This window comes from Pseudanabaena sp. 'Roaring Creek', from assembly GCF_001402795.1.
Lineage (GTDB): Bacteria > Cyanobacteriota > Cyanobacteriia > Pseudanabaenales > Pseudanabaenaceae > Pseudanabaena.
The window spans coordinates 1-3,671 of record NZ_LIRE01000327.1 but is presented as its reverse complement, the minus strand read 5'-3'; the positions used below and the strand labels follow the sequence as shown (position 1 = coordinate 3,671).

The window sequence follows — 3,671 nt, the reverse complement described above, 5'->3', positions numbered from 1 at the left end:
GCAATCTGTGGTGCAGGCTCAGCCTACACCACAGATTATGGCTCTGGTTTTTAATTAACGTGAGTTCGGGTTAAACTGGCAAATTTCAAAATCCCAAAAGTAAAAGCCTTACTGGATTTGGTTTTCAATTCCCAAAAGTGTAGCTACACTTTTGGGAATTGGTATTACTTTTGGGCTTTTAGAAAAGGTTCGCTATGCAAACCTTTTCTAAAAGCCCGTTTCAAATTATCCCGAACTCACGTTAATTAAAAAGCCTAGAAGAGCGTACCTCCTGCGTAGCGGGAGGTACGCTCTTCTAGGCTTTTTAATTTATAGATACAGTCACTTGAATGAGGATAAATCAAACCCCAAGAATTGACTGGCGGCGCTTCGCGCCGCCAGTCAATTCTTGGAGTTTGGGATAATACAAAAGGCTTATAAAGTGTGGCTTTTGTATTGTTCCAAATATCTCTTGCCCCAAAGATGCATGGCTTCCAATACGGGTTGTAATGTTTTACCTAAAGCCGTAAGAGAATATTCCACCTTTGGCGGGACTTGCATATATACCTCGCGATGCACTAATCCATCTCTTTCCATTTCGCGTAATTGTTGAGTAAGCATTTTTTGAGTAATACTATGCAAATTGCGATGTAACTCGCCAAAGCGCTTGGTGCCATTAAATAGTTCGTGTAAAATCAAGACCTTCCACTTGCCACCGATCGCTTCAAGAGTCGCTTCCACAGCACAGCTCGTTTTACCACCTTGGTAAGAAGCGCCACCATCATCTTCGGCTAAGAGTTTGATAATAAAAGTGTCAGTGTATTGCTCCATAGTATCCTTTTGGTATGTACCTTACAAAAAAGTACATACTTTACGTAAAGAGTGCAAGCCAATTATAGTTGGTTTGTCATTAACCAACGCATTTGGGAAAAATAATGAGCGCACCGAAGATTGCTGACAAAAAGCCTGTTGTATTGGAACTGGAACCAAAAACTTATTATTGGTGTACCTGTGGCGAATCAGCCAATCAGCCTTACTGTAATGGCGCACACAAAGGTACCGAGTTTACACCTCTAGCCTTTGAAGTAGCGGAAACAAAGACCGTTGCTCTGTGCCTTTGTAAACATACAGGTAATGCTCCATTCTGTGATGGCGCACATGCGAAACTCTAATAAGTAGTTCAGCATAATTAAAAATTAAAAACAAAGAGAGTACCGCCCGCGTGGCGGGCAGTACTCTCTTCTAGGTTTTAAGCTTACTTATGCTTAGCTACTTTTACTTTTGACTCTGGATTTATAGTAATTTCCGATCAAAAGACCCTCTAGAAATTTTTTAAAAGTGTTGCGAATCAACACTTTTAAAAAATTTCTAGGTTTGGATACGAGCGCAAAATACTGTAGTTGTGCTTAGCTACTTAGGGTATTGCGGTTTTCAGATGAGTACGTACTCATTTAAAAACAAAAAGCAATCCTAGCAAGGGTTTTGAGTTTTCATTTTGCCTATGGCAAAATGAAAACTGCAATACTTTCTATAATCATTCAATTATTAACGGGAAAAAATATGTTGACTATCCGCAAATCTGAAGAGAGAGGTCATGCAAATCATGGCTGGCTTGATAGCTATCACACTTTCTCTTTTTCCAGTTATTACGATCCGCAGCATATGTCTTTTCGCTCGTTGCGGGTAATTAATCAAGATCGGATTGCTGGTGGCAAAGGTTTTGGAACCCATCCCCATCGGGATATGGAAATCATTACCTATATGCTAGATGGAGCTTTGGAGCATAAGGACAGCATGGGTAATGGCTCGATCATTCGCGTTGGTGATGTACAGAGAATGAGTGCAGGCACGGGAATTACCCATAGTGAATTCAATCATTCACCGACGGAAATGGCTCATTTATTACAAATATGGATTTTACCGAACCAAGAAAACGTTACGCCTAGTTACGAACAAATCTCTTTCTCTAGAGAAGAAAAGCTCAATCAGTTGCGGTTAATTGCTTCCGCCGATGGTCGCGATCGCTCAGTTACAATTCATCAAGATGCGGATATATATGCTTCTATTCTTGAAGATGGCAAAGAGATAACACATACAGTGAGACAAAATCGCTATACGTGGATTCAGGTAGCGAGGGGCAGCCTATTTGTAGGCGATCGCTTGTTAGAGCAAGGTGATGCGATTTCTAGCGATATCGTTAGTGATTTGAAGTTGACTGCCCAAGGTAATGCTGAACTGCTGATTTTTGATTTGGCTTAACTATAGTTCAAGATGAGTGGTGGCGAGGAGCTCCACCACTCATCTTTGGGGTTTTATGTCCTAAGCAAACCTTATTACCGGCAAACTTTTTGAAAGTGTTGCTTCGCAACACTTTCAAAAAGTTTGTTGTGATTCTTTTCAGCGGACGGGACGTTTTTAGTGATATAGCTGTCGTCACTGGACATAGGATAAATCAAACCCCAAGAATTGAGTGGCGGTGCTTCGCACCGCCACTCAATTCTTGGGGTTTATGCCCTAGTGCAATTGGCGACAGCTACAATCAATTTCAAGATTTAGCACAGGGCTGATATAGGCTGATCGCCTCATAATCACATTTCCAAGGAGATAATCGATCTATTTCTTTTTTGACATAGCGTGAAGTTTTGGTAATCCATCCTGATAGATATTGAGGATCGGAGTGTTTGATTTGCTCGATCACTTGAGATTCCACTCTTATGATGTAAGGGTTTGGTATAGTTCCCCATAGACTAGACTGAATTTTACCTTCCTGTTCTAATATCTGAAAGCGTAATTGCAAAGGAATATAACTATGATTGCGAATGATTAAATCTTTATAGCCGTAGGCGACAGCGGCATCTTGACCTAGGGGATAAAACCTTGACTCTCCATAGGCATCAATGCTGTGACAATGCCGTTCTAAAATTTCGCAACCTCCATAAAGTAAAGTATTAAAAATATTGGTGGCGATCAGACATAAACCTCCCCCGGCATCCACTAATACTTGACCATTGACAAATACAGGAGCTTCACGAAATCCCTTAGACTTAGTCGGGTTGCCAATGCGATCGCTGAAGCTAAAAATTTTTTGGGGGGCAAGATTCAAACAATGGATGCGTTCGGCAGCAAGTTTTAAGTTCCAAATTCGATTAGCGCGAATTTCTGATGTACCGCGATCGGGAATAGAAGTTGTGAATTCTGTCCATTTATGCGAATAGCGATCAAGAGCATTAGGTTCTTGCTGATTTGCATAATGAAATGGATATCCTTTGACTAAAGCTTTAGTATATTTAAGGCTATTACGGATTGGCTTTTTCAAATTTTGCCAGACTTGCTGCATGTCTTAGCTCCTCAAATTTAAATTTTCACCTAGCTTTAGTTCCTAAATTAATTCTTGCATACAATCTTGCACAAGTAGCTGGGCATAATTAAAATCCAAATTAAAAGCCTGTGACGCACGCGCAGAGTGCGCCATAGGCTTTTAGTTTTTATATTTGATTGCGCTTAGCTACTTACAACATAGTGGTACTTATACTTGTTTTATAGTGGTACTTTGAGCCACCACTCTCTGATTGGATTTTATAGCAGTTGTCAGTTATGTTAGGACAAAAACAAAACCCAGAAGAGGGTTGCGGCGCGAAGCGCCGCAACCCTCTTCTGGGTTTTATGTCTTAACTTATTTGGCTATAGCTATA

The 3,671-nt window shown here is 40.6% G+C and carries 4 protein-coding genes; 2 read left to right on the top strand and 2 right to left on the bottom strand.

What is annotated here, in order from left to right; genetic code table 11:
• Positions 1 to 414 precede the first annotated feature (414 nt).
• Complete coding sequence (locus AC805_RS11120) at positions 415 to 810, bottom strand: helix-turn-helix domain-containing protein (RefSeq protein WP_231662686.1); 396 nt, start codon at positions 808 to 810, stop codon at positions 415 to 417.
• A 104-nt stretch (positions 811 to 914) separates the two neighbouring features.
• On the opposite strand from AC805_RS11120, the gene AC805_RS11115 reads away from it, so the two are divergent.
• Both AC805_RS11115 and AC805_RS11110 read left to right on the top strand, forming a co-directional pair.
• A complete protein-coding gene (locus tag AC805_RS11115) occupies positions 915 to 1,151 on the top strand; it encodes a CDGSH iron-sulfur domain-containing protein (RefSeq protein WP_055075498.1) in 237 nt (78 codons plus the stop codon).
• 388 nt (positions 1,152 to 1,539) lie between these two features.
• Complete coding sequence (locus AC805_RS11110) at positions 1,540 to 2,238, top strand: pirin family protein (protein ID WP_055075499.1); 699 nt, start codon at positions 1,540 to 1,542, stop codon at positions 2,236 to 2,238.
• A gap of 286 nt (positions 2,239 to 2,524) precedes the next feature.
• Here the strand turns inward: AC805_RS11110 and AC805_RS11105 are convergent, their stop codons facing one another.
• Positions 2,525 to 3,316: a VanW family protein gene (locus AC805_RS11105; RefSeq protein ID WP_055075497.1), complete on the bottom strand. Its 792-nt coding sequence runs from the start codon at positions 3,314 to 3,316 to the stop codon at positions 2,525 to 2,527.
• Between the last annotated feature and the right edge of the window lie 355 nt (positions 3,317 to 3,671).